The sequence below is a fragment of the Salmonella sp. 5800 genome (assembly GCF_046558195.1).
Taxonomy (GTDB): domain Bacteria; phylum Pseudomonadota; class Gammaproteobacteria; order Enterobacterales; family Enterobacteriaceae; genus Salmonella; species Salmonella enterica.
This window is the reverse complement of sequence record NZ_JBGDOX010000015.1, coordinates 28,153-53,735: the sequence shown is the minus strand read 5'-3', so window position 1 is coordinate 53,735 and position 25,583 is coordinate 28,153. Positions and strand designations below refer to the sequence as shown.

The 25,583-nt window shown below is 54.2% G+C and carries 22 protein-coding genes; 15 read left to right on the top strand and 7 right to left on the bottom strand.

Annotated features, from left to right (window positions below):
• The first annotated feature begins 3 nt into the window (after positions 1-3).
• From atpA to glmS, 7 genes are all read left to right on the top strand, one after another.
• Positions 4-1,545 (top strand): F0F1 ATP synthase subunit alpha, encoded by a 1,542-nt coding sequence (gene atpA / locus ACLJZ5_RS20995; RefSeq protein ID WP_024797539.1) that lies wholly within the window; start codon positions 4-6, stop codon positions 1,543-1,545.
• Between the two features lie 50 nt (positions 1,546-1,595).
• Positions 1,596-2,459, top strand: a complete 864-nt coding sequence (gene atpG / locus ACLJZ5_RS20990; RefSeq protein ID WP_000896506.1) for a F0F1 ATP synthase subunit gamma — start codon at positions 1,596-1,598, stop codon at positions 2,457-2,459.
• 26 nt (positions 2,460-2,485) lie between these two features.
• Positions 2,486-3,868: a F0F1 ATP synthase subunit beta gene (gene atpD, locus ACLJZ5_RS20985; protein ID WP_000190499.1), complete on the top strand. Its 1,383-nt coding sequence runs from the start codon at positions 2,486-2,488 to the stop codon at positions 3,866-3,868.
• A gap of 20 nt (positions 3,869-3,888) precedes the next feature.
• A complete protein-coding gene (locus ACLJZ5_RS20980) occupies positions 3,889-4,308 on the top strand; it encodes a F0F1 ATP synthase subunit epsilon (RefSeq protein ID WP_001251971.1) in 420 nt (139 codons plus the stop codon).
• A gap of 229 nt (positions 4,309-4,537) precedes the next feature.
• Positions 4,538-5,236, top strand: coding sequence for a Bax inhibitor-1 family protein (locus ACLJZ5_RS20975; RefSeq protein ID WP_410959016.1), 699 nt, complete (start codon positions 4,538-4,540; stop codon positions 5,234-5,236).
• Between the two features lie 319 nt (positions 5,237-5,555).
• Positions 5,556-6,926, top strand: coding sequence for a bifunctional UDP-N-acetylglucosamine diphosphorylase/glucosamine-1-phosphate N-acetyltransferase GlmU (gene glmU, locus ACLJZ5_RS20970; RefSeq protein ID WP_024797540.1), 1,371 nt, complete (start codon positions 5,556-5,558; stop codon positions 6,924-6,926).
• Between the two features lie 188 nt (positions 6,927-7,114).
• Complete coding sequence (glmS, locus tag ACLJZ5_RS20965; protein WP_000334061.1) at positions 7,115-8,944, top strand: glutamine--fructose-6-phosphate transaminase (isomerizing); 1,830 nt, start codon at positions 7,115-7,117, stop codon at positions 8,942-8,944.
• A 150-nt stretch (positions 8,945-9,094) separates the two neighbouring features.
• Here the strand turns inward: glmS and ACLJZ5_RS20960 are convergent, their stop codons facing one another.
• Complete coding sequence (locus ACLJZ5_RS20960) at positions 9,095-10,852, bottom strand: SgrR family transcriptional regulator (protein ID WP_024797541.1); 1,758 nt, start codon at positions 10,850-10,852, stop codon at positions 9,095-9,097.
• A 94-nt stretch (positions 10,853-10,946) separates the two neighbouring features.
• Between ACLJZ5_RS20960 and ACLJZ5_RS20955 the strand changes: the two genes are divergently transcribed.
• From ACLJZ5_RS20955 to phoU, 7 genes are all read left to right on the top strand, one after another.
• On the top strand, positions 10,947-11,765 hold the full coding sequence (locus ACLJZ5_RS20955) for a shikimate 5-dehydrogenase (RefSeq protein ID WP_000166709.1): 819 nt from the start codon (positions 10,947-10,949) through the stop codon (positions 11,763-11,765).
• Positions 11,766-11,813: 48 nt separating this feature from the next.
• Positions 11,814-13,187: a fructose-specific PTS transporter subunit EIIC gene (locus tag ACLJZ5_RS20950; RefSeq protein WP_024797542.1), complete on the top strand. Its 1,374-nt coding sequence runs from the start codon at positions 11,814-11,816 to the stop codon at positions 13,185-13,187.
• Positions 13,188-13,353: 166 nt separating this feature from the next.
• A complete protein-coding gene (pstS, locus tag ACLJZ5_RS20945) occupies positions 13,354-14,394 on the top strand; it encodes a phosphate ABC transporter substrate-binding protein PstS (RefSeq protein WP_000867131.1) in 1,041 nt (346 codons plus the stop codon).
• Positions 14,395-14,529: 135 nt separating this feature from the next.
• The gene (pstC, locus tag ACLJZ5_RS20940) at positions 14,530-15,489 is read left to right on the top strand and encodes a phosphate ABC transporter permease PstC (RefSeq protein ID WP_000741630.1); all 960 of its coding nucleotides are present in this window, start codon (positions 14,530-14,532) and stop codon (positions 15,487-15,489) included.
• A complete protein-coding gene (gene pstA / locus ACLJZ5_RS20935) occupies positions 15,489-16,379 on the top strand; it encodes a phosphate ABC transporter permease PstA (protein WP_000212197.1) in 891 nt (296 codons plus the stop codon). The genes pstC and pstA overlap by 1 nt, the downstream gene beginning before the upstream one ends.
• A gap of 86 nt (positions 16,380-16,465) precedes the next feature.
• Positions 16,466-17,239, top strand: a complete 774-nt coding sequence (gene pstB / locus ACLJZ5_RS20930) for a phosphate ABC transporter ATP-binding protein PstB (RefSeq protein WP_000063118.1) — start codon at positions 16,466-16,468, stop codon at positions 17,237-17,239.
• A 14-nt stretch (positions 17,240-17,253) separates the two neighbouring features.
• Positions 17,254-17,979: a phosphate signaling complex protein PhoU gene (phoU, locus tag ACLJZ5_RS20925; RefSeq protein WP_000377800.1), complete on the top strand. Its 726-nt coding sequence runs from the start codon at positions 17,254-17,256 to the stop codon at positions 17,977-17,979.
• 94 nt (positions 17,980-18,073) lie between these two features.
• On the opposite strand, the gene yieH is transcribed toward phoU, so the two are convergent.
• A complete protein-coding gene (gene yieH / locus ACLJZ5_RS20920; protein WP_000078082.1) occupies positions 18,074-18,739 on the bottom strand; it encodes a 6-phosphogluconate phosphatase in 666 nt (221 codons plus the stop codon).
• Between the two features lie 168 nt (positions 18,740-18,907).
• On the opposite strand from yieH, the gene adeP reads away from it, so the two are divergent.
• Positions 18,908-20,245 (top strand): adenine permease AdeP, encoded by a 1,338-nt coding sequence (gene adeP / locus ACLJZ5_RS20915; protein ID WP_001521829.1) that lies wholly within the window; start codon positions 18,908-18,910, stop codon positions 20,243-20,245.
• Between the two features lie 44 nt (positions 20,246-20,289).
• Here the strand turns inward: adeP and ACLJZ5_RS20910 are convergent, their stop codons facing one another.
• The 5 genes from ACLJZ5_RS20910 to mnmE form a co-directional block, all read right to left on the bottom strand.
• The gene (locus tag ACLJZ5_RS20910; protein ID WP_077914082.1) at positions 20,290-20,874 is read right to left on the bottom strand and encodes an NADPH-dependent FMN reductase; all 585 of its coding nucleotides are present in this window, start codon (positions 20,872-20,874) and stop codon (positions 20,290-20,292) included.
• Positions 20,874-21,629: a 4'-phosphopantetheinyl transferase family protein gene (locus ACLJZ5_RS20905; RefSeq protein ID WP_024798613.1), complete on the bottom strand. Its 756-nt coding sequence runs from the start codon at positions 21,627-21,629 to the stop codon at positions 20,874-20,876. Before ACLJZ5_RS20905 ends, ACLJZ5_RS20910 begins: the two co-directional genes overlap by 1 nt.
• A gap of 157 nt (positions 21,630-21,786) precedes the next feature.
• A complete protein-coding gene (yidZ, locus tag ACLJZ5_RS20900; RefSeq protein WP_024797544.1) occupies positions 21,787-22,746 on the bottom strand; it encodes an HTH-type transcriptional regulator YidZ in 960 nt (319 codons plus the stop codon).
• Positions 22,715-23,902 carry an MFS transporter gene (locus ACLJZ5_RS20895; protein WP_000819610.1) on the bottom strand — a complete coding sequence of 396 codons (1,188 nt, stop codon included), beginning with the start codon at positions 23,900-23,902 and terminating at the stop codon, positions 22,715-22,717. The genes yidZ and ACLJZ5_RS20895 overlap by 32 nt, the downstream gene beginning before the upstream one ends.
• A 182-nt stretch (positions 23,903-24,084) precedes the next feature.
• On the bottom strand, positions 24,085-25,449 hold the full coding sequence (gene mnmE, locus ACLJZ5_RS20890) for a tRNA uridine-5-carboxymethylaminomethyl(34) synthesis GTPase MnmE (RefSeq protein WP_024797545.1): 1,365 nt from the start codon (positions 25,447-25,449) through the stop codon (positions 24,085-24,087).
• Positions 25,450-25,583: the final 134 nt, after the last annotated feature.

Genomic DNA, 25,583 nt, shown 5'->3' with positions numbered 1-25,583 from the left:
AGCATGCAACTGAATTCCACCGAAATCAGCGAACTGATCAAGCAGCGCATTGCTCAGTTCAATGTGGTGAGCGAAGCTCACAACGAAGGTACTATTGTTTCTGTCAGTGACGGTGTTATCCGCATTCACGGCCTGGCCGATTGTATGCAGGGTGAAATGATCTCCCTGCCGGGTAACCGTTACGCTATCGCATTGAACCTGGAGCGCGACTCCGTGGGTGCGGTAGTCATGGGTCCATACGCTGACCTTGCCGAAGGCATGAAGGTTAAATGTACGGGTCGTATCCTGGAAGTTCCGGTTGGCCGCGGCCTGCTGGGACGTGTGGTAAACACCCTGGGTGCGCCAATCGACGGTAAAGGTCCGGTTGATAATGACGGCTTCTCTGCCGTTGAAGCGATTGCGCCGGGCGTTATCGATCGTCAGTCTGTCGATCAGCCGGTGCAGACCGGCTATAAAGCCGTTGACTCCATGATCCCAATCGGTCGTGGTCAGCGTGAACTGATCATCGGTGACCGTCAGACCGGTAAAACCGCGCTGGCTATCGACGCCATCATCAACCAGCGCGATTCCGGCATTAAATGTATCTATGTCGCTATCGGCCAGAAAGCGTCCACCATCTCTAACGTGGTGCGCAAACTGGAAGAACACGGCGCGCTGGCTAACACCATTGTTGTGGTGGCGACCGCGTCCGAATCCGCTGCGCTGCAATACCTGGCGCCATATGCCGGTTGCGCAATGGGCGAATACTTCCGCGACCGCGGCGAAGATGCGCTGATCATTTACGATGACCTGTCTAAACAGGCTGTTGCTTACCGTCAGATCTCCCTGCTGCTCCGTCGTCCGCCAGGACGTGAAGCATTCCCGGGCGACGTATTCTACCTCCACTCTCGTCTGCTGGAGCGTGCTGCGCGTGTTAACGTCGACTACGTCGAAGCCTTCACCAAAGGTGAAGTGAAAGGGAAAACCGGCTCTCTGACCGCGCTGCCGATTATCGAAACGCAGGCAGGTGACGTTTCCGCGTTCGTTCCGACCAACGTAATTTCGATTACCGATGGTCAGATCTTCCTGGAATCTAACCTGTTTAACGCCGGTATTCGTCCTGCGGTTAACCCGGGTATCTCGGTATCCCGTGTAGGTGGCGCAGCCCAGACCAAGATCATGAAAAAACTGTCCGGTGGTATTCGTACCGCGCTGGCGCAGTATCGTGAACTGGCGGCGTTCTCTCAGTTTGCATCCGACCTTGACGATGCCACCCGTAAACAGCTTGACCACGGTCAGAAAGTGACCGAACTGCTGAAACAGAAACAGTATGCGCCGATGTCCGTCGCGCAGCAGTCTCTGGTTCTGTTCGCAGCAGAACGTGGTTATCTGGCGGATGTCGAACTGGCGAAAATCGGTAGCTTCGAAGCCGCACTGCTGGCTTACGTCGACCGTGATCACGCTCCGCTGATGCAAGAGATCAACCAGTCCGGTGGCTATAACGACGAAATCGAAGGCAAGCTGAAAGGCATCCTCGATTCCTTCAAAGCAACCCAGTCCTGGTAACGTCTGGCGGCTTGCCTTAGGGCAGGCCGTAAGGCATTGAGGAGAAGCTCATGGCCGGCGCAAAAGAGATACGTAGTAAGATCGCAAGCGTCCAGAACACGCAAAAGATCACTAAAGCGATGGAGATGGTCGCCGCTTCCAAAATGCGTAAATCGCAGGATCGCATGGCGGCCAGCCGTCCTTATGCAGAGACCATGCGCAAAGTGATTGGTCACCTTGCGAACGGTAATCTGGAATATAAGCACCCCTACCTGGAAGAGCGCGACGTTAAGCGCGTGGGCTACCTGGTAGTGTCGACCGACCGTGGTTTGTGCGGTGGCTTGAACATTAACCTGTTCAAAAAGCTGCTGGCGGATATGAAGGCATGGTCCGATAAAGGCGTTCAGTGCGAACTCGCAATGATCGGCTCTAAGGGCGTGTCATTCTTTAATTCCGTAGGCGGCAACGTTGTCGCTCAGGTGACAGGTATGGGGGATAACCCTTCTCTGTCCGAACTGATCGGTCCGGTTAAAGTGATGTTGCAGGCCTACGACGAAGGCCGTCTGGACAAGCTTTACATTGTCAGCAACAAATTTATTAACACCATGTCTCAGGTGCCGACGATCACTCAACTGCTGCCGTTGCCGGCGTCAGAAGATGATGATCTGAAGCGTAAAGCCTGGGATTACCTGTATGAACCAGACCCGAAAGCGCTGCTGGATACTCTCCTGCGTCGTTATGTGGAGTCTCAGGTTTATCAGGGCGTGGTAGAAAACCTGGCCAGCGAGCAGGCCGCACGAATGGTGGCGATGAAAGCCGCAACCGATAATGGCGGCAGCCTGATTAAAGAGCTGCAGTTGGTATACAACAAAGCTCGTCAGGCCAGCATTACTCAGGAACTCACCGAGATCGTCTCGGGGGCCGCCGCGGTTTAACCAGGTTATTTCGTAGAGGATTTAAGATGGCTACTGGAAAGATTGTCCAGGTAATCGGCGCCGTGGTCGACGTCGAGTTCCCTCAGGATGCCGTACCACGCGTGTACGATGCCCTTGAGGTGCAGAATGGTAATGAGAAGCTGGTGCTGGAAGTTCAGCAGCAGCTTGGCGGCGGTATCGTGCGTACCATCGCGATGGGGTCTTCTGACGGTCTGCGTCGCGGTCTGGATGTAAAAGATCTCGAACACCCGATCGAAGTCCCGGTAGGTAAAGCCACGCTGGGTCGTATCATGAACGTCCTGGGCGAACCGGTCGACATGAAAGGCGAGATCGGCGAAGAAGAACGTTGGGCGATTCACCGCGCAGCGCCTTCCTACGAAGAGTTGTCAAACTCTCAGGAACTGCTGGAAACCGGTATCAAAGTTATCGACCTGATGTGTCCGTTCGCGAAGGGCGGTAAAGTCGGTCTGTTCGGTGGTGCGGGTGTAGGTAAAACCGTAAACATGATGGAGCTTATCCGTAACATCGCGATCGAGCACTCCGGTTACTCTGTGTTTGCGGGCGTAGGTGAACGTACTCGTGAGGGTAACGACTTCTACCACGAAATGACCGACTCCAACGTTATCGATAAAGTATCCCTGGTGTATGGCCAGATGAACGAGCCGCCGGGAAACCGTCTGCGCGTTGCACTGACCGGCCTGACCATGGCGGAGAAATTCCGTGACGAAGGTCGTGACGTACTGCTGTTCGTCGATAACATCTATCGTTACACCCTGGCCGGTACGGAAGTATCCGCACTGCTGGGCCGTATGCCTTCCGCAGTAGGTTATCAGCCGACTCTGGCGGAAGAGATGGGCGTTCTGCAGGAACGTATCACCTCCACCAAAACCGGTTCTATCACCTCCGTACAGGCGGTATACGTACCGGCGGATGACTTGACTGACCCGTCTCCAGCCACCACCTTTGCGCACTTAGATGCAACCGTGGTACTGAGCCGTCAGATCGCATCTCTGGGTATCTACCCGGCCGTTGACCCGCTGGACTCCACCAGCCGTCAGCTGGATCCGCTGGTTGTTGGTCAGGAACACTACGACACCGCGCGTGGCGTTCAGTCCATCCTGCAGCGTTATCAGGAACTGAAAGACATCATCGCCATCCTCGGTATGGATGAACTGTCTGAAGAAGATAAACTGGTGGTAGCACGCGCGCGTAAAATTCAGCGCTTCCTGTCCCAGCCGTTCTTCGTGGCGGAAGTATTTACCGGTTCTCCGGGCAAATACGTTTCCCTGAAAGACACCATCCGTGGCTTTAAAGGCATCATGGAAGGCGAATACGATCACCTGCCGGAGCAGGCGTTCTACATGGTCGGTTCCATCGACGAAGCCGTGGAAAAAGCCAAAAAACTTTAACGCCTTAATCGGAGGGTGATATGGCAATGACTTACCACCTGGATGTCGTCAGCGCGGAGCAACAAATGTTCTCCGGTCTGGTCGAGAAAATCCAGGTTACGGGTAGCGAAGGCGAACTGGGGATTTACCCGGGGCACGCGCCGCTGCTCACCGCCATTAAGCCTGGTATGATTCGCATCGTTAAGCAGCACGGTCATGAAGAGTTTATCTATCTGTCCGGCGGCATTCTGGAAGTGCAGCCTGGCAGCGTGACCGTTCTGGCGGATACCGCGATTCGCGGTCAGGATCTCGACGAAGCGCGAGCCCTGGAAGCGAAGCGTAAAGCCGAAGAGCACATTAAGAGCTCGCACGGTGACGTGGATTACGCTCAGGCGTCTGCGGAACTGGCCAAAGCGATCGCTAAACTGCGCGTTATCGAGTTGACCAAAAAAGCGATGTAACACCGGCTTGAAAGCATAAAACCAGTCTGATTGCGGACTGGTTTTTTTTTATCCTCTCAATTTTTATTCGATAAACTAGCAACGACAAAAACAAGCGGCTGAAGGCGATGCGTTTTCAGCGACAGCGCTGTTTTCATTAAATCCTTCTTTCTGTCATTGGCATCTGCACATTGTGCGAAGAAGGAAGGAATGGATGCGTTTTTATTGCATAAAATGAGGGATTATTACTATGTCATTTCAGCCATCCTTTGCGGGTCCACAACCCGACTCAAGGATTGATCGTACTACCTTTATTCGTCGCGCTTATCTTCATCTCGCCGTCGCCATCGTCGGTTTTATCGTATTGAGCGCGGCGTGGAGTTTTATAGGGGTCGGGGAGTATGCGCTTGATGTGCTGCTGGCTGGTGGAAGATATAGCTGGTTGGTTGTTCTCGGCGCTTTTATGCTGGTGGGAATGCTGGCGACCCGTCTGGCGGATAATGCGGGGACTAATCAAACGCAACTTATCGGGCTGGGGATTTATGTGTTGGCAGAATCCCTGATTTTTGCCCCCCTGTTAACGGTGGCGGCGTATATTAACCCGTCGAGCATTGGCGCGGCGGCAATAACGACCCTGTTGCTGGTTGGCGGTCTGACGTTTACCGCTTTTTCCATAAAAAAAGACTTTTCTTTTCTGCGCTCGTTTCTGACTATGGCTGGGTTCATTGCTTTTGGCGCGATTATTGCCAGCGTCATCTGCGGCTTCTCGCTGGGCGTCTGGTTTTCTGCGCTAATGGTACTGCTGTGCGCCGGGTTTATACTTTACGATACTTCTAACATTATTCACCATTACCTTACCGATCGCCCTGCTGGCGCGGCATTACATCTGTTTGCTTCTATCGCGACCATGTTCTGGTATATTTTGCGGATTTTTATGTCGCGTAATTAAGTAAAAAATACGCGCAACGGAAAACCAGCGGCCTCTGTCGCTGGTTTTTGCTTTTCTGACTCCCCTGCGCTTTATTACGTTATCTTCTTTATTTATGGAGTAAAAAAACAGCAAAAACATCGGACTACGATGCCAATACGCGGGTATTTTTACTTTTCAGGAGACAAGAGGCGCGGTAATGAACGAAAATGATTCATTAGCAGGCGGGGATGTTATCCCGGTGAGCGTTTTATCCTTCTTCCATTTTACGATGAAAAAAATGTAGTATTTTCAACGTGAAACAGTATAAATTCGTTCTCAAATTACAGTCAGGACGCGTATGTTAAATAGTGCTATGAGCGTAGTGATCCTTGCCGCAGGTAAAGGCACGCGCATGTATTCCGATATTCCTAAAGTGCTGCACACGCTGGCGGGTAAATCCATGGTGCAGCATGTCATTGATGCAGCTACTAAATTAGGGGCCGCACAGGTTCATCTGGTCTATGGCCACGGTGGCGAGTTGTTAAAACAGACCCTGAAAGATGACAAGCTGAACTGGGTGCTTCAGGCGGAACAGTTGGGAACAGGTCACGCAATGCAGCAGGCCGCGCCCTTCTTTAGCGACGATGAAGATATTTTAATGCTTTACGGCGACGTGCCGCTGATTTCGGTTGAAACCTTACAGCGCCTGCGCGATGCCAAACCGCAGGGTGGTATTGGTTTATTAACCGTGAAGCTGGACGATCCGAGCGGCTATGGCCGTATTACGCGTGAAAACGGTAAAGTGACCGGCATCGTTGAACATAAAGACGCCACTGATGAACAGCGTCAGATCCAGGAAATTAACACCGGTATTCTGATCGCCAACGGCGCGGACCTGAAACGCTGGTTGTCTAAGCTGACTAACAATAATGCGCAGGGTGAATATTACATCACAGATATCATCGCGCTGGCTTATCAGGAAGGACGGGAAATCGCCGCGGTGCATCCGGCTCGCATCAGCGAAACGGACGGCGTGAATAACCGTCTACAGCTTTCTCGTCTGGAGCGTATTTACCAGGCCGAACAGGCGGAGAAACTGCTGTTATCCGGCGTTATGTTGCGCGATCCGGCACGTTTTGATCTCCGCGGCACCCTTCATTGTGGAATGGATGTGGAAATTGACGCTAACGTTATCATCGAAGGTAACGTGACGTTCGGTCACCGCGTGAAGATCGGCGCGGGCTGCATTATTAAAAACAGCGTTATTGGCGATGACTGCGAAATTAGCCCATACAGCGTGGTGGAAGATGCGCATCTGGAAGCGGCCTGCACCATCGGCCCGTTTGCTCGCCTGCGTCCCGGCGCGGAGCTGTTAGCGGGCGCTCACGTCGGCAATTTTGTTGAGATGAAAAAAGCGCGTCTGGGTAAAGGTTCTAAAGCCGGTCATCTGACCTACCTGGGCGATGCGGAAATTGGCGACAACGTGAATATCGGCGCGGGGACCATCACCTGTAACTATGATGGCGCGAACAAATTCAAAACGGTTATTGGCGACGATGTGTTTGTCGGCTCCGATACCCAACTGGTGGCGCCGGTTACTGTTGGTAAAGGGGCTACCATCGCCGCAGGGACTACCGTCACCCGTAATGTAGCCGACAATGAGCTGGTATTAAGCCGCGTGCCGCAGGTGCATAAGCAAGGCTGGCAGCGTCCGGTGAAGAAAAAGTGATTTTGTAGGCCGGATAAGCGTCAGCGCCATCCGGCAGACCGGAGATGAGAGGATAAAATAATCCTCCGCTCCATGAGCAGTACTTATAAAAATAACCCCACTCTCTACAAGGCTCGGGGCGCCCGCAACGACGGGCATACAGGTCAGCGACAACGCATGGCGTAATGCCATAATCAGGAAATAAAACTATGTGTGGAATTGTTGGCGCTATCGCGCAGCGTGATGTAGCTGAAATCCTTCTCGAAGGTTTACGTCGTCTGGAATACCGCGGATATGACTCTGCCGGTCTGGCCGTGGTTGATGCAGAAGGTCATATGACCCGCCTGCGTCGCCTCGGTAAAGTCCAGATGCTGGCTCAGGCAGCGGAAGAACATCCTCTGCATGGCGGCACCGGTATTGCTCACACTCGTTGGGCGACGCACGGTGAACCTTCAGAAGCTAACGCGCATCCGCATGTTTCTGAACACATTGTGGTGGTGCATAACGGTATCATCGAAAACCATGAACCGCTGCGTGAAGCGTTAAAAGCGCGTGGCTATACCTTCGTTTCTGAAACCGACACCGAAGTGATTGCACACCTGGTAAACTGGGAACTGAAACAGGGCGGTACTCTGCGTGAGGCTGTTCTGCGTGCGATCCCGCAACTGCGTGGTGCGTACGGTACAGTGATCATGGATACCCGTCACCCGGATACCCTACTGGCGGCACGTTCTGGTAGCCCGCTGGTGATTGGCCTGGGTATGGGCGAAAACTTTATCGCTTCTGACCAGCTGGCGCTGTTGCCAGTGACTCGTCGCTTTATCTTCCTTGAAGAGGGCGATATCGCTGAAATCACTCGCCGTTCGGTAAATATCTTCGATAACACCGGCGCGGAAGTAAAACGTCAGGATATCGAATCCAATCTGCAATATGACGCGGGCGATAAAGGTATTTACCGCCACTACATGCAGAAAGAGATCTACGAACAGCCGAACGCGATTAAAAACACCCTTACCGGGCGCATCAGCCACGGTCAGGTGGATTTAAGCGAGCTGGGACCGAACGCCGACGAACTGCTGTCGAAGGTTGAGCATATTCAGATCCTCGCCTGCGGTACGTCTTACAACTCCGGTATGGTTTCCCGTTACTGGTTTGAATCGCTGGCAGGTATTCCGTGCGACGTTGAAATCGCCTCTGAATTCCGCTATCGCAAATCTGCCGTGCGCCGTAACAGCCTGATGATCACCCTGTCACAGTCTGGCGAAACGGCAGATACCCTGGCTGGCCTGCGTCTGTCGAAAGAGCTGGGATATTTGGGCTCTCTGGCAATTTGTAACGTGCCGGGCTCTTCGCTGGTGCGTGAATCCGATCTGGCGCTGATGACCAACGCGGGTACGGAAATTGGCGTAGCATCTACCAAAGCCTTCACCACCCAGTTAACCGTGCTGTTGATGCTGGTGGCGAAACTGGCGCGTCTGAAAGGTCTGGATGCGTCCATTGAGCATGATATCGTGCATGGCCTACAGGCGCTGCCGAGCCGTATTGAGCAGATGCTGTCGCAGGACAAACGCATCGAGCTGCTTGCAGAAGATTTCTCCGACAAGCATCACGCGCTATTCCTCGGTCGTGGCGATCAATATCCGATTGCGCTCGAAGGCGCGCTGAAGCTGAAAGAGATCTCTTACATTCACGCGGAAGCCTATGCTGCAGGCGAGCTGAAACACGGGCCGTTGGCGCTGATTGATGCCGATATGCCGGTGATTGTGGTGGCGCCGAACAACGAACTGCTGGAGAAACTGAAATCCAACATCGAAGAAGTTCGCGCGCGTGGCGGTCAGTTGTACGTCTTCGCCGATCAGGATGCGGGTTTTGTGAGCAGCGACAACATGCACATCATTGAGATGCCGCATGTGGAAGAAGTGATCGCGCCTATCTTCTACACCGTTCCGCTGCAACTGCTGGCGTATCACGTGGCGCTGATTAAAGGCACCGACGTTGACCAGCCGCGTAACCTGGCGAAATCGGTGACGGTAGAGTAAGTACAAATGTTGTACCAGAAAAAAGGCTGTCGACAGACGGCCTTTTTTTGTGCGCTGTGACAGGCGCTGTTCTTTCTCTATGGTGGCTGAAGAGCGACTAAGAGGTGCTACGCCTGCCTGCGCTACGGGCACCCGGTCATATTCTCTTCTTTAAGGCCCTGGCTCAATCCAGGTGGATCGGAAATCAAACCACCCCAGGTTATTCAGGTGGATCCCCCTGGCCCGGTCGGGGCTTTTGAGTCGCATCCAGTGGTGAAAAAGCGGCTGTAGCCAGCCTGAACGGGTGGTTTCCCTGACCAGTTGTTCCGCGCTGATGGTTTCGGCATGCCACTGGGTTTCCCATTGGGCCAGCAGCGCATCATCCCCACCGCTGATGGCGTGGCGCAGTAAAGGGGAGCCCAGTAGCCATGTACCGACGTTCCACTCTTCGGGAATGGGGAAATTGACCGTCCCCAGCCAGAGATCCACATTGGCTTTGCCATTCGCCCAGTCATCATAATTCAGCTCAACGCCCTCAAGTAAAATGCCCTGCTGGCGCATGATTTCTTGCATGATATCCAGGAGCATTGGAAATTCAGGGTGCTGATCGTGATAGGCCAGACGCAGTTTTGCGTAGGGCGACGACGAGATAAAAGGTGAACAGGCCGGGCCCGCCTCAATAGTATGAAACCAGGAGGACAGCAGGCTGCCGCCCGGTACCCAGAAGGGGCGAATTGCCTCACTCAGATGCTGGAGTATGGCGTAAGGGCTGAGTGTTTCCCGCAGCCAGCGGCGATGTTCGGCGGTATGCCAGTGCGGGGAGCGGCTGTCGCATAATAAAAAATATCCTCCACGCTCAAGAAACATCTCGCGCAGGTTGTCAGAAGGTTTGCCTGATACCTGGCTAAGCCGTCCGGAAACGTAATCCTCATCGCTCAGGCTGGAGCTGAGCCAGGCTGCCGTGTCGTTATCCGACAGCGATTCCGCCAGGTTGTCTGTCTCCGTTAAATTCGGCCAGATAAAGACCTCCACTTCATCCAGCAGCCCGCGCAGACCAAAGTAGTGGTCAAAGGCCTTCATTTGCAGATGAAAGCCATTGTTTTCCACCACCTCATAAGGGCCAGTCCCTACAGGATGTGCCGGGAAATCAGCGCGTTGTGTATGGTCAGGCGGTAGGATCATGGCATCAATATGGCTGAGCAGCAGCGGCAGTCGGTTATCCGGGTGCGTCAGCGTAATTTCAAGGCTCAGCGGCCCGGTGGCCTGAATGGTCTGCAAGTGCGAGAACAACGGCAGCTTAGCGCTGCGGGTCAGTGAAGCGATAACCGCGTCGATCGTCAGCTCCTGACCATCATGCCAGAGGACGGCGGGGCGCAGATAAAAACGCCAGCGCAGTGGATCAATCTGCCGCCAGTGGTGGGCAAGATCGGCTTCGACTTCACCTTTTTCCTCATTTATGCGCGTCAGGCCGCTAAAAATCTGCCTGACCAGATGCTGTTCAGAGCGACGCAGCGGCGTGCCGGGGCACAGCGACGGCATTGTCCGGTAATAGGGGATACACAGCCGCTGATAGTCTGCCCGCACGCTATAGCCCAGTTTTGAACGCAACAGTTGCGCCACCTGGTGCTTATTTTTACCCAGCAGCTGAATAGCCTGATCAACATGACCAGACTCCAGCAACTGCTCCGCCTTTTCGCTTAACAGCTGTTCTGGTTTATAGCGCAGGTGAAGCCGGGCGCGATGCCCACGTCCGGCCTGTGATTGCCAGATGAGCCACTTTGCCTCCTGCATCTGAAGCAACAGATTACGCATATGTCGCCGGGTGCAGAACAACACATCCGCCAGCTCCTGTAGCGTCACGCTAACAGGCTTGTCGCCATAGTGCTGGAGTAGCTTTAAGTATTTTTGTTCAGTGTGCCGGGTTGCCATAAAAGGTGAAATTTCCCTAACGGGAATGAGCAATTTTTAATATCCCCTTTTTAGCCGATGATTTTCTCTATCGCAACTTCTATGAGGATTCATCATGACAAAGCGCATTAATAAAGATACTCAGGTCTGCATGTCCCTGGCGGCACGCCCGAGTAACTTCGGTACACGCTTTCACAACTATCTGTACGAAGCGCTGGATCTCAATTATCTCTACAAAGCCTTTTCGCCGACCGATCTTACGCAGGCCATTAGCGGCGTGCGCGGTCTGGGGATCCGTGGGTGCGCGATCTCTATGCCATTTAAGGAAGCCTGCATTCCGCTGGTGGATGAACTGGATGCTTCCGCTCAGGCCATTCACTCAGTTAATACCATTGTGAATACCAATGGCCATCTGAAGGCGTACAACACCGATTACATTGCAATAGCTCGCTTGCTGGCGAATTACAAGGTCTCTCCCGACCTGGTGTTTGCTTTGCGTGGCAGCGGTGGTATGGCAAAGGCGGTGGCCTGCGCGCTGAAGGATGCGGGGTTTACCCGTGGTTATATTGTCGCGATTGATGAAGCGTCAGGTAAACAACTGGCCGAACTCTATGGCTATGAATGGCGCCCGGATACCGACGGTATTGAAGCCGATTTGTTAATTAACGCCACGCCTATCGGAATGGCTGGCGGTAATGATGCCGACAAACTCTCTTATTCCGAACAGGAAGTGGATAAGGCGAGCGTTATCTTTGATGTGGTGGCGCTACCGCCCGTCACGCCGCTGATCCGCTACGCCCGTGAACGCGGTAAAACCGTGATTACCGGTTCCGAAGTGTTTGCTATTCAGGCCGTGGAGCAATTTGTCCTTTATACCGGGATTCGCCCGGATGACGCACTGTTCCAGAAAGCCGCGGCCTGGTCACGTCTGTAACATTTTTTCCCGCTTTTTCTTTAAATTAAAAGAACAGGGTACCCTACTATGACTAAAAAAATTGTTGCTGTGACGGCCTGTCCGACGGGCGTCGCCCATACCTTTATGGCGGCAGAAGCGTTGGAAATTGAAGCCCGCAAGCGTGGTGACTGGATCAAGGTTGAAACTCGCGGTTCCGTCGGGGCGAAGAACACGCTGACCGCGGAAGAGATAGCGCAAGCGGATGTGGTGATTATCGCGGCGGATATTGAGCTGGATCTGTCAGGCTTTGTTGGCAAAAGACTCTATCGCACCAGTACCGGCGCGGCGCTAAAAAAGAGTGCGCAGGAAATGGATAATGCTTTCAATAGCGCCGAGGTCTATCAGGGAAGTGCCGGGCGCTCTTCTTCAGCTGGTAAAACAGAGCTACCTGGCGTTTATAAGCATTTAATGACCGGCGTATCCCATATGCTTCCTTTGGTGGTGGCGGGAGGGTTATGTATCGCGCTCTCTTTTGTCTTCGGTATCCAGGCCTTCAACGAGCCGGGCACGCTGGCAGCTGCGCTATTTCAAATTGGTGGTAAGGCGGCCTTTGCGCTGATGGTGCCGGTACTGGCTGGGTTTATTGCCTTCTCAATTGCCGATCGTCCGGGCCTGGCCCCGGGGCTTATTGGCGGGATGTTGGCCAGCCAGTGCGGCGCTGGTTTCCTGGGAGGGATTGTGGCCGGTTTTCTGGCTGGTTACAGCGTACGGTTTCTGGCGCAAAATATTAAGCTGCCGGCGTCAATGGAAGCACTTAAGCCTGTGCTGGTTCTGCCGCTACTGTCTACGCTGGTTACCGGCCTTATCATGATTTACGTGGTGGGTGGCCCGGTGTCTGCGGTGATGGAAGGGCTGACGACGTTCCTGGGGAATATGACCTCTACGAATGCTATTTTGCTGGGAATGTTGCTGGGCGCAATGCAAGGTTTTGACCTTGGTGGGCCGGTGAATAAAGCTGCGTATACCTTCGGCGTCGGTTTACTGGCTTCTCATTCTTATATGCCAATGGCGGCCATTATGGCGGCAGGGATGGTACCGGCATTAGGAATGGGCGTCGCAACCTGGGCGGCCAGAGCGAAATTCAATGCCGCTGAGCATGAAGCGGGTAATGCATCTTTTATCCTGGGGCTGTGCTTTATCTCTGAAGGGGCGATTCCCTTCGCCGCGCGTGACCCGATGCGCGTCATCCCTTCCACGATGGTCGGTGGCGCAATCGCCGGGGGTCTATCCATGTATTTCGGTTGTACACTGATGGCGCCACACGGTGGCCTCTTTGTCCTGGCGATCCCGCATGCGGTAGAACATGTGATGCAATATCTGCTCTCGATTGCCCTGGGCACGATTGTCTGCGGCCTGATGTATGCGCTGTTGAAACCGTCTGCGGTTGCGCAAACAGTCTAATTCATCTCCCCCTGCAGGCTGGTCTGGTGTCTCCCCGGGCCAGCTTTTTTTATTTCCATTGTCATCAAACCGTCATAATCAAGACATATAACTGTCATCAATTTGTCCTATTTTGCTCATCGTAGCAACTCAAACAACGATTTACCGAAACCGTGCAGGAGACATTATGAAAGTTATGCGTACCACTGTCGCAACTGTTGTCGCCGCGACCTTATCGATGAGCGCGTTCTCTGCCTTTGCAGCAGCAAGCCTGACAGGTGCCGGTGCAACGTTTCCTGCGCCGGTGTATGCCAAATGGGCGGATACCTACCAGAAAGAAACCGGTAACAAAGTCAATTACCAGGGGATAGGCTCTTCCGGCGGCGTGAAACAAATCACCGCGAATACCGTTGATTTTGGCGCTTCCGATGCGCCGCTGTCTGACGAAAAACTGAATCAGGAAGGCCTGTTCCAGTTTCCGACGGTGATCGGCGGCGTGGTGCTGGCGGTGAATATTCCAGGCCTCAAATCCGGCGAACTGGTGCTGGATGGTAAAACGCTGGGTGACATCTACCTCGGTAAAATCAAAAAGTGGGATGATGAAGCCATCACCAAATTGAACCCAGGCGTGAAGCTGCCTTCTCAGAACATCGCTGTGGTGCGTCGCGCTGACGGTTCCGGTACCTCCTTCGTGTTCACCAGTTACCTGGCGAAAGTCAACGACGAGTGGAAATCGAAAGTGGGCGCGGGTTCTACCGTGAACTGGCCAACCGGCCTGGGCGGTAAAGGTAACGACGGCATCGCGGCATTTGTACAGCGTCTGCCAGGCGCTATTGGCTACGTTGAGTATGCGTATGCCAAGCAGAACAACCTGGCCTACACCAAACTGGTTTCTGCCGACGGCAAACCGGTAAGCCCGACGGAAGAGAGCTTCTCTAATGCGGCGAAAGGCGCTGACTGGAGCAAAACCTTCGCGCAGGATCTGACCAACCAGAAAGGTGACGATGTGTGGCCAATCACCTCCACCACCTTTATCCTGGTCCACAAAGCGCAGAAGAAACCTGAGCAGGGTGCTGAAGTGCTGAAGTTCTTCGACTGGGCCTACAAAAATGGCGCTAAACAGGCGAATGATCTGGACTACGCCAGCCTGCCGGATAACGTCGTTGAGCAGGTTCGTACCGCCTGGAAGACCAGTATAAAAGACAGCAACGGTAAGGCGCTGTATTAATTAACGAATTGGCGGATGGCGCTACGCTTATCCGCCCTACGGTTTCGACCGCAGGCCCACGTTGTAGGCCGGATAAGCGTAGCGCCATCCGGCAGGGGCAACGTCGTAAAACGCGTTTAATGGAAAGAGTAATTTATGGCTGCAACCAAGCCTGCTTTTAACCCGCCGGGTAAAAAAGGCGACATGATTTTCAGCGCGCTGGTAAAACTGGCTGCGCTGATTGTGCTATTGATGTTGGGCGGTATTATCGTCTCATTGATCATCTCCTCCTGGCCAAGTATTCAGAAATTTGGTTTCTCATTTCTTTGGACTAAGGAATGGGACGCGCCAAACGATATCTACGGCGCACTGGTGCCCATTTACGGCACGCTGGTGACCTCCTTTATCGCACTGCTGATCGCCGTTCCAGTCAGTTTCGGCATTGCCCTGTTTTTAACCGAGTTGGCGCCAGGCTGGCTAAAACGTCCGCTCGGCATCGCCATTGAGCTGCTGGCGGCGATCCCCAGTATCGTGTACGGCATGTGGGGGCTGTTTATCTTCGCGCCGCTGTTTGCGACGTACTTCCAGGAGCCGGTCGGCAATATTCTTTCCAACATTCCGTTTGTCGGCGCGCTGTTCTCCGGCCCGGCGTTTGGTATCGGCATTCTGGCGGCGGGCGTCATCCTCGCCATCATGATCATCCCCTACATTGCGGCGGTTATGCGCGACGTCTTCGAGCAAACGCCGGTAATGATGAAAGAGTCCGCTTACGGTATCGGCTGCACTACCTGGGAAGTTATCTGGCGCATCGTGCTACCGTTCACCAAAAATGGCGTGATCGGCGGCATTATGCTGGGGCTGGGCCGTGCTCTGGGTGAAACGATGGCGGTCACTTTTATCATCGGCAATACCTACCAGCTCGACAGCGCGTCGCTGTATATGCCGGGCAACAGCATCACTTCCGCGCTGGCGAACGAATTCGCTGAGGCGGAATCGGGTCTGCACGTGGCAGCGTTGATGGAGCTGGGGCTGATCCTGTTTGTGATCACCTTTATCGTCCTGGCGGCGTCTAAGTTCATGATTATGCGTCTGGCGAAGAACGAGGGAGCACGTTAATGGCTACGCTTGATATGCAGAACACCGCGCAGCTCGCGGAATCCCGTCGCAAGATGCAGGCGCGTCGCCGCATGAAGAACCGTATCGCACTAACGCTCTCAATGGCGACGATGGCATTTGGCCTGTTCTGGCTGATCTGGATTTTGATGTCCACCATCACCCGTGGTATCGACGGGATGTCGCTGGCGCTGTTTACCGAAATGACGCCGCCGCCGAACACGGCGGGCGGCGGGCTGGCGAACGCCCTGGCGGGGAGTGGATTGTTGATTCTCTGGGCTACCGTATTGGGTACGCCGCTGGGAATTATGGCGGGTATTTACCTGGCCGAGTATGGCCGTAAATCCTGGCTGGCGGAAATCATTCGTTTTATTAACGACATTCTGCTTTCCGCGCCGTCAATTGTTGTGGGGCTGTTTGTTTACACCATCGTGGTGGCGCAGATGCAGCACTTCTCCGGCTGGGCAGGGGTGATTGCGCTGGCGCTGTTGCAGGTACCGATCGTTATCCGTACCACTGAAAACATGCTCAAATTGGTGCCGGATAGCCTGCGTGAAGCCGCTTATGCGCTGGGTACGCCGAAGTGGAAGATGATCTCCGCGATTACGCTGAAAGCCTCTATCTCCGGCATTATGACCGGTATCCTGCTGGCTATTGCGCGTATCGCCGGGGAAACGGCGCCATTGTTGTTTACCGCGCTCTCGAACCAGTTCTGGAGCACCGACATGATGCAGCCGATCGCCAACCTGCCGGTGACTATCTTTAAATTCGCGATGAGCCCGTTTGCCGAATGGCAACAATTAGCCTGGGCTGGCGTGCTGATTATTACCCTGTGCGTACTGCTGCTGAATATTCTGGCGCGTGTTGTTTTCGCGAAGAAAAAACACGGTTAAAGACATTGTAGGCCTGATAAGCGTAGCGCCATCAGGCATTATTTTACGGCGTGGCGGATGCGGCGCTGGATGAGGAAAAGAGTGAAATGAGTATGGTTGAAACTGCCCCGAGTAAGATTCAGGTTCGTGATTTGAACTTCTACTACGGCAAATTCCATGCCCTGAAGAACATTAATCTGGATATCGCGAAGAATCAGGTAACGGCATTTATCGGGCCATCCGGCTGCGGTAAATCAACGCTACTGCGTACCTTCAATAAAATGTATTCGCTTTATCCGGAGCAGCGCGCGGAAGGTGAAATTCTGCTGGATGGCGACAATATTCTCACCAACACCCAGGATATCGCGCTGCTGCGCGCAAAAGTGGGGATGGTATTCCAGAAGCCGACGCCGTTCCCGATGTCCATCTATGACAATATCGCCTTTGGCGTGCGTCTGTTTGAGAAGCTGTCTCGCGCCGATATGGACGAGCGCGTGCAGTGGGCGTTGACCAAAGCCGCATTATGGAACGAAACCAAAGATAAATTGCACCAGAGCGGGTACTCTCTCTCCGGTGGTCAGCAGCAGCGCCTGTGCATTGCGCGCGGTATCGCCATTCGCCCGGAAGTGCTGCTGTTGGATGAGCCATGTTCAGCTCTGGACCCGATCTCTACCGGGCGTATTGAAGAGCTGATCACCGAGCTGAAACAGGATTACACCGTGGTGATCGTGACCCACAACATGCAGCAGGCGGCACGTTGTTCCGATCATACGGCGTTTATGTACCTGGGCGAGTTGATTGAGTTCAGCAACACGGACGATCTGTTCACCAAGCCCGCGAAGAAACAAACAGAAGACTATATCACCGGTCGTTACGGTTAATTCAGGAGTGCGTAATGGACAGTCTGAACCTTAATAAACATATTTCCGGCCAGTTCAACGCCGAACTGGAAAGCATCCGCACTCAGGTAATGACCATGGGCGGCATGGTGGAGCAGCAGCTTTCTGACGCTATTACCGCCATGCACAACCAGGACAGCGAGCTGGCGAAGCGCGTGGTAGAAGGCGACCATCAGGTTAATATGATGGAAGTCGCCATCGATGAAGCCTGCGTGCGTATTATCGCCAAGCGCCAGCCGACGGCGAGCGATCTGCGTCTGGTGATGGCGATTATCAAAACCATCGCCGAACTGGAGCGCATTGGCGACGTGGCGGATAAAATCTGCCGTACCGCGCTGGAGAAATTCTCCCAGCAGCACCAGCCGCTGTTGGTGAGTCTGGAGTCGCTGGGCCGCCACACCGTGCAGATGCTGCACGACGTGCTGGATGCGTTCGCGCGGATGGATCTCGATGAAGCGGTGCGTATCTATCGTGAAGATAAGAAAGTTGACCAGGAATATGAAGGCATCGTGCGTCAGCTGATGACCTACATGATGGAAGACTCGCGCACCATTCCCAGCGTGCTGACCGCGCTGTTCTGCGCGCGCTCTATTGAGCGTATCGGTGACCGTTGCCAGAATATTTGCGAATACATCTTCTACTTCGTGAAGGGGCAAGACTTCCGTCACGTGGGCGGCGATGAGCTGGATAAGCTGCTGGCGGGGAAAGATCCGAAAGAGTAAATCTCATTCTTTTGCCCGGTGGCGCTGCGCTTACCGGGCCTACAGGTACAGATGCTGTAGGCCGGATAAGCGTTAGCGCCATCCGGCATTTCAGTTAACGCGTAATCTCCCACCCGCGCGCTTTCCACAATCCCGGCAACTGCGCCAAATCGGTAAACGTCGTCACGTTAGGGTGATCGATCGGCTTGTTATGCGGATCGGCGCAGAAATAAAACACTTCCATTCCCGCCGCAATTCCTGACTGCGCGCCTGCGCTGGAGTCATCCACCAGAATACACTTCTCAACATTGACCTTCATGGCGTTCGCCGCATGGAGCATCAGCGCCGGATCGGGCTTCCAGCGTTGAATATCGTAACCGCTAAACAGCAAATCGGGAAAATAATGCAACATGCCCAGTTTACCCAGCGAATGCTGCATCTTACTGACCGGCCCGTTGGATACCACGCACATCGGCGTCTTAATGCTCTCCAGCAAGGTATTTGCGCCCGCGATCGCTTCCAGTTCGGTATCGAACAGACGCGCCACTTCCGCGCGGTACACCGGCTCCAGCTCCGCCTTTGCCAGCGCAACGCCATGCTCTTTACTGATGGTATCGATAATTTCGTAGAGCTTTACGCCTTTAAAGCGTCTGAATACTTCCGTGAGCTCAAGCGTAATGCCGAACTGCCGGAACATAGTGACATAGGCGCGCGAGCAAATCACTTCACTGTCGACCAGCGTGCCGTCACAGTCAAAAAACACTGCTTCGATTTGGGACATGTCATTTCCATTTTAACAAGTTTAACGTTTACGTAATGCTGAATGAGGGGACGCAATCGTTGCCGTACTAACAAATTGAGTGAAAAAAATTACCACACAACTGCGCCAGGTGTCGCATTTTGGTATAGGATAACGGCGAATTTTCCCTCCTTTCTCCGGAAATTGATAATGAGTCAACAACACACCACCCAGGCTTCTGGTCAGGGTATGCTGGAACGCGTGTTTAAACTGCGCGAACATGGCACGACGGCACGTACCGAAGTGATCGCCGGTTTTACCACTTTCCTGACGATGGTTTATATCGTTTTTGTTAACCCGCAAATTCTGGGCGTAGCTGGCATGGACACCAGCGCCGTCTTTGTGACCACCTGTCTGATTGCGGCCTTTGGCAGTATTCTGATGGGCCTGTTCGCTAACCTGCCGGTGGCGCTGGCGCCCGCGATGGGGCTGAATGCGTTCTTTGCCTTCGTGGTTGTGCAGGCAATGGGACTGCCGTGGCAGGTAGGCATGGGTGCCATTTTCTGGGGCGCTGTTGGTCTTTTATTACTGACTATCTTCCGTGTGCGTTACTGGATGATCGCCAACATTCCGGTCAGCCTGCGCGTGGGCATCACCAGCGGCATCGGCCTGTTTATCGGCATGATGGGGCTGAAAAACGCCGGCGTGATCGTCGCTAACCCGGAAACGCTGGTCAGCATCGGCAACCTGACCTCGCACAGCGTGCTGCTGGGGGTTCTCGGATTCTTTATTATTGCGATTCTCGCTTCGCGCAACATTCATGCGGCGGTGCTAGTGTCCATCATCGTCACGACGCTGCTTGGCTGGATGATGGGCGATGTACATTACAACGGCATTGTCTCCGCGCCGCCAAGCGTCACCAGCGTGGTCGGGCATGTCGATTTGGCAGGCTCGTTCAATCTTGGCCTGGCGGGGGTTATTTTCTCCTTCATGCTGGTAAACCTGTTTGACTCCTCCGGTACGCTGATTGGCGTGACCGATAAAGCCGGCCTGGCGGATGCGAAAGGCAAATTCCCGCGCATGAAGCAGGCGCTGTTTGTTGATAGTATCTCTTCCGTCACTGGCGCATTTGTCGGAACTTCTTCTGTGACCGCTTATATTGAATCGTCTTCCGGCGTTTCGGTGGGCGGTCGCACCGGTTTGACGGCAGTAGTGGTCGGTATTTTGTTCCTGCTGGTTATCTTCCTGTCGCCGCTGGCGGGCATGGTGCCGCCTTACGCGGCGGCGGGCGCGCTGATTTACGTCGGCGTGCTGATGACCTCCAGCCTGGCGCGGGTAAACTGGCAGGATTTAACCGAATCGGTCCCGGCGTTTATTACGGCGGTAATGATGCCGTTTAGCTTCTCGATCACCGAAGGTATCGCGCTGGGCTTTATCTCTTACTGCGTGATGAAAATCGGTACCGGTCGCCTGCGCGACCTTAGCCCGTGCGTAGTGATTGTCGCGCTGTTATTCGTGCTGAAGATTGTGTTTATTGACGCACACTGATGAAATGAACCCTCGCCCCATCGGGGTGAGGGTTTTTAACGAGCTTACGCTTTAACGCGCTGAATAAACTCACCAAATGCGGTCAGCTGACCGGTCAAATGATCTAACGTTCCCTGATCCACCACTTCTCCAGTCTGCGGGTCGACTTTATTCTGAATCACGCCGCCCATAAACTCCGGTTTGTTCATCACCATTGCATCAAGGAACACCAGAATCTGGCGCAGATGATACTGGCAGCGCGCGCCGCCAATCGCCCCCATTGAACTGGTCTGGATAAGAACGGGCTTACCCGCCAGCGGCTGCTCAGGCAGACGGGATAGCCAGTCGATGGCATTCTTCAGGCCGCCGGGAACGGAATAGTTATATTCCGGCGTCACAATGACGACGCCGTCGGCGTTGCGAACCTGCTCCGCCAGCGCCTCTACGCTGGCTGGAAATCCCTCTTCCTGCTGGATATCGGCGTCATACAGCGGAATATCCCCGATCGAAGGCAGCGGCGATACCGTCATTCCTGCCGGCGCGACTTTAGGCAGAGTACGCGCCACCATCCCGTTAAAGGAACCTTTGCGTAAACTTCCCAGCAATGTAACCACATTCAGCGTTTCAGACATACGTGCCCCTTTTTTCATTATGAACGATTAAGCGTATACGATTTGGCGGCGGGGAGTTGGGCGAAGCGCATCAGACGACCGGTTGGCTCATTGGCGCGCGTCTGGATATCGGGCAGGCTTTTCCAGCCCAGTTTGCCATCGAACTCCCACACTTTTAATTTTTCTATCGCTGGCGTAACGGTTACGGACCATACCAGCACATCTTCCGCATCGCACACGGCTTCAAGCTGCGTGACATGCGCGCACTTCAGGCGTCCGGCAACGGGTAAAAGTTGCAGCTCCCGCGGATCGTCATTCATGACATCGCCGGTGAGTTTTAACACGCTCTGGCGCAATGTAATGAGTTGCGCTCGCGCTTCGTTGGGATCGTTTTGATTGGATACCCATAAGTTTTCATTACGGGAGAAAGGGTGGCGTTCGAGCGAATGCGGATGGTGAAAGCCGCGGGAGGTGCGCTGTAATTCCATATCCAGCCCGCACTCTCCTTCGGTGGTCAACGCCACGCCAACCATATTTCCGGCGTAGGAGATAGAAAAACCTGGCAGATTTTTGTCACGAAACGCGGGTTTACCTTTCGCCTGAATAATGATTTCCGGCAGCTCGCTAATTCCGTACAGCATAAACATCAGTTCGGCAAGAAGGCCTCTGGAGGCGAGAAAACGCGTTCGTCGGTGAGCAGGCAGCTTTCTGGCTTCAATATGGCAAGACGAAGAGAGACGAATTGAAACCAACTGTCCCTCCGTAAGTATCCCTCTGGCAAAGTGAGTCGCCATTTTTCGCTCCGTGATTAATGGGCCGTGATAATGACGAGAGTAACATTAACGTAAATTATGGACAGGTTTTACGCGCTAAAAATTCAATTTCAGAAGGTTCTTTAATCAGACGGTGACATTTCTGGTAAGAGGAAGGTTAATTTATCAACGCAGGTGGTCAGATAAGGCGACGGCAGAGCGTGTTGATAGCCTGTCGTAGCCACACAATCTTGGGATTATGACTATTACGTTTGTGCCATAATAGGGTAAACGGCACCATCAGCTTTTCCCTCTGTTGCGCATCAAAAGGCAGGGGGCGCGCCACTAACGGTAGCTGGTGGAGCTGATTGTAGTGGTGGCAATAGCGCGGCGCGGTTGCTATCAGGGTGTGATCCGGCTGGGCGGCCATAAAGAGCGACTGCTCGAACCCCGGCAGGCTCAACGCGATATGACGTTTGCGTCCCATTTCTTGCAGGACATCATCCAGCGCCCAGGTATCGCTTTGCTCCCAGCAAATACTGATATGCGGGTAGCGCAGAAATGTGTCCAGATCCCACGCTTCGCGCAGCGCCGGATGATCTTCCCGCAGCCAGACCCACGGCAAATCGCTAAACAACACCTCAAAATCAATCGCGAGCGGCAACAGACTGAGCAATTCTCGCGAGCGGGGATGGCTTTCGCGTCCGGTAAATCCGATATCGACTTCCCCACGCGTAATCGCCTCCAGCGAGTCATAATCCCAGTTGCGAACCTTAATGGTAGCCTGCGGATAGCGCTGATAAATCTGCTGCGACAGTGAATTAAACATAATCATCATCAGCGGCGACTCTGCCGCCAACTCAAATTTTAAACCGCGCGGCGTTTGATGATGCGGCTTATCAAGCAGTTGGTTCCCCATCTGCATCCAGTCCGCCAGACTTTGCTCCATACTGACCATCAGCGGCGTCGGCGCCAGGCCCAGCGGCGTATTGACGAACAGCGGATCGTCAAACCATGCCCGGAGTTTCGCCAGCGATTTGCTGACCGCAGAGGGCGTTACGTTCATCCGTTTTGCAGCTTTAGTGACGCTGCGCTCCTGCATGAGTAACTGTAGGCATAACAGCAGATTAAGATCGAGATTGGTAAGGGATTTCTTCATGCTCGGCTACGGACCTGTTGGGCGTGACGGAGAAGATCAGCAGAATACTCACTATGCTACAACCAATCAGAATCCCGATCAGCATATTCATCGCGCTGATACCGAGTATTGCCGCCAGCCAAATCCACAGTGATGAACCGCAAACCTGCGCGATACCCAGCGTGGAACTGGCCACTCCGGCGCGCAGCGAAAACGGCCCCAGCGCCTGGCTCATCGCGACGCCAAAACCAACCGAGAATCCGGCGCAGATAAGCGTCAGGCCAAAGAGCGTGACGGTATTGGTATGAGCAAGGCTTAACGTCACGCCAGCCGTCAAAAACAGCCCCTGTGAGACGAGCATTAAGGTTCGCGGCTTAAATAACCCAAGCGCAAAAGGGGTAGAAAAAGAGACGACCATGCTGACGCCTGCGGTGAGCGCCATGGTAATGGCATAGTCGCCACGGCTAAATCCCATCACCTCCATCAGCAGCACTGGAGAGGCATTGACGAAGGTCAGGATCACCGACACGCTAAGGGTGGTGATCGCCAGTCGACTGACGAAAAAACGGTTAACCAGCGACTCGGCGGCGGGCGACGATCGTGATAAATCGCGTGGAGCCAGCCTTGCCGGGCGCGTCTCGCGCAGGATAAACAGTGATAACAGGCCCACAATAATGCCCATCGCGGACATCGTATAGAACAGACTTTGCCAGGGGAAACGAAGCATAATCAAATGCCCCATCACCGGGGCGAGTACCGGCACAATACAGGTAATCCCATTCAATAATGACAGCACTTTCGCCCGACGATGCTCGTCGAGCGTGTCGCGCAGAATGGCGAACGCCACCACATAGCAGCCGCCTGCTCCTACCCCCTGAAGAAAACGCCCACTCAGAAATAGCGAGCCTTCCGACGCCCGTGAACAAAGCAGTGAGGCTATCATAAAGACGAGCGCGCCGACGATCGCGACCGGCTTGCGGCCTGACTGGTCGGCTATCTTCCCGGCAAACAGCATGGCCGTCGCCATTCCGGCCAGGTAAACGGAGAAGGCGATATGCAACTGCGCCTCGCTGGCGTTCAGATCGGCGGCTATACGCGGTAAACCGACCAGATACATATCAATACCGGCAGGATAGAGTAAAACCAGGGCAAAACTACACAGTAGAAAACGTTTCATAGCGGCCTCACGAAAAGTGTGGCGCTAAGAATACGGGGCGACGTTGCGCGAGACGAGTTGCCATTTGGACAACAGTGTTTTCCGCATGGGAAATTATTGTTGCCGGATGGCGGCGTAAACGCCTTATCCGACTTACGGGTTTTGTAGGCCCGGTAAGCATCGCGCCACCGGGCTACACAACGTTACTTACCAATACAGAAGCTGGAGAAAATCCGTCCCAGCAGATCGTCGGAGGTAAACTCGCCGGTAATCTCGCTTAAGCTTTGCTGCGCCAGGCGCAACTCTTCCGCCAGCAGTTCCCCCGCCCACGCGCCTAATAGCTGCGCTTTGCCCTGTTCAAGATGGTCAGCGGCTTCCGCCAGCGCCTGTAGGTGACGGCGGCGGGCCAGGAAGCCGCCTTCCATATTGGTATCAAACCCCATGCTCTGCTTGAGGTGGTTACGCAACACGTCGATGCCTTCGCCGGTACGCGCCGAGAGGCGAACCAGTGAGTGACCGTTTACTTCACTAATACCCAACGGTTCGCCGGTGATATCCGCCTTGTTACGTACCACGGTAATCGGTAGATTTTTGGGCAGACGGGCGATAAAGTCCGGCCAGATGTCGGCAGGGTCAACGGCGTCCGTCGTGGTGCCATCCACCATAAACAGCACGCGATCGGCCTGTTCAATCTCCTGCCAGGCGCGTTCGATGCCGATACGCTCAACTTCGTCGCTGGCGTCGCGCAGTCCGGCGGTATCGATGATATGCAGCGGCATCCCGTCGATGTGAATATGCTCGCGCAACACGTCGCGCGTGGTACCGGCGATATCGGTAACAATGGCCGCTTCACGGCCTGCCAGCGCATTCAGCAGGCTGGATTTCCCGGCATTCGGGCGTCCGGCAATCACTACCTTCATCCCTTCGCGCAGCAGGCTGCCCTGGCGCGCTTCGGTGCGCACGGCGTCAAGATCGGCGATGACGCCATTGAGCTGCGCTTCAATTTTGCCGTCAGAGAGAAAGTCGATCTCCTCATCCGGAAAATCGATAGCCGCTTCGACGTAGATTCGCAGGTGAGTAAGTGCTTCCACAAGGTGGTTAACGCGGGCGGAAAATGCCCCCTGTAACGAGTTTAGCGCCGAACGCGCCGCCTGTTCGGAACTGGCATCGATCAGGTCGGCAATGGCTTCCGCCTGGGCTAAATCGAGCTTATCGTTGAGGAACGCTCGCTCGGAGAACTCGCCCGGTCGGGCAATGCGCACGCCTGGAAGCGTCAGGATACGTTTTAACAGCAGGTCCAGGATCACCGGACCGCCGTGCCCTTGTAGCTCCAGCACATCTTCACCGGTGAAGGAGTTCGGGCCGGGGAACCACAGCGCAATACCCTGATCCAGCGCGCTGCCGTCAACGTCTTTAAACGGCAGGTAGTCGGCATAGCGCGGCTTCGGCAGCTTGCCCAGCACCTCTTGCGCAACGTCTCGCGCCTTCAGACCAGAGATACGCAGGATACCCACGCCACCGCGTCCCGGTGGGGTTGCCTGGGCGACGATAGTGTCGTTATGGCTCATGGTTAGTCTCAACTTTGTTGCAATAAAAAAAGGCGGTCATATGACCGCCTTTTGATTGTAGGCCTGATAAGCGTTAGCGCCATCAGGCTGACCGGCGCGCCTTGCCGGATGGCGGCTTCGCCTTATCCGGCCTA